Raw genomic sequence first — 1,208 nt, forward strand, 5'->3', positions numbered from 1 at the left:
CGCTGGCGCAGCACGCGCCAGCGGTGTTCGCCGTGCACACCGCATCCCCTCGCGAGGGCGTCAACGGCGACGCCCGGATGGAGCCACCGTGAACCAGCACGACCTCGATGTCCTCGACGAGATCCAGCGGCGGGTGCTCTGGCTCGCCACCCGGATCGTCGACGCCGCCAACCACGACCGGGCCACCGGCGACGGGGTCAAGGTCGGCGGCCACCAGGCGTCCAGCGCGTCCCTCGTCACGGCGATGACCGCGCTGTGGTTCGCGCACCTGGACGCCGAGGACCGCGTCGCCGTCAAGCCGCACGCCTCGCCGGTGTTCCACGCCATCCAATACCTGCTGGGCAACCTGGACCGCTCGTACCTGCCCCGGCTGCGGGCCCGGGGCGGCCTCCAGTCGTACCCGTCGCGCACCAAGGACCCCGACGAGGTGGACTTCTCCACCGGCTCGGTCGGTCTGGGCGCGGCGGCGCCGCTGTTCGCCGCCGCCACCCGCCGCTACATCGACGCGCACTTCGGCGCCCGGCCGCGCTCCCGGTTCGTGGCGCTGATCGGTGACGCCGAGCTGGACGAGGGCAACATCTGGGAGGCCGTCGCCGACCCGGCCACCACCGGGCTCGGCAACGTGATGTGGCTTGTCGACTTCAACCGGCAGTCGCTGGACCGGGTGGTGCCCGGCATCCGGATCAAGCAGTGGCGCGGTCAGTTCGAGGCGGCCGGCTGGCACGTCGTGGAGGTCAAGTACGGCCGTAAGCTCGCCGAGGCGTACGCCCGGCCGGGTGGCGAGGCGCTGCGCGACTGGATCGACGCGATGCCCAACGAGCAGTACCAGTCGCTGTTCGGGTTGGCCGGCCCGGCCCTGCGCAAGCAGTTCCTGGACGGTGCGCCGGCCGAGGTGGGCGCGTTCGTGGAGGGCATCGACGACGAGGAGCTGCGTCCGCTCGTCACCGACCTGGGTGGGCACGACCTGTCCGCGATGCTCGACGCGTACGCCCAGTGCGACGCGGTCACCGACCGGCCCAGCGTCGTCTTCGCGTACACCGTGAAGGGTTGGGGGTTGCCCATCGCCGGCAATCCGCGCAACCACTCGGCGCTGCTCAGCACCGAGCAGGTCGACACGCTGCGGGCCGCGCAGGGCTTGACCTCCGAGACCGAGTGGGACCGTCTCGACCCGGCGGGCGCCGGCCCGGATCCCGGCTGGTGACGCCGGG

The 1,208-nt window shown here is 72.5% G+C and carries 1 pseudogene; it reads left to right on the top strand.

Annotated features, from left to right (window positions below):
• Positions 1-88: 88 nt before the first annotated feature.
• Positions 89-1,174, top strand: a pseudogene (locus tag AB0J68_RS32350) (1-deoxy-D-xylulose-5-phosphate synthase N-terminal domain-containing protein); the annotation flags it as partial.
• Between the last annotated feature and the right edge of the window lie 34 nt (positions 1,175-1,208).

Source organism: Micromonospora sp. NPDC049580 (assembly GCF_040675595.1).
In the GTDB taxonomy this organism is placed as follows: Bacteria; Actinomycetota; Actinomycetes; order Mycobacteriales; family Micromonosporaceae; genus Micromonospora.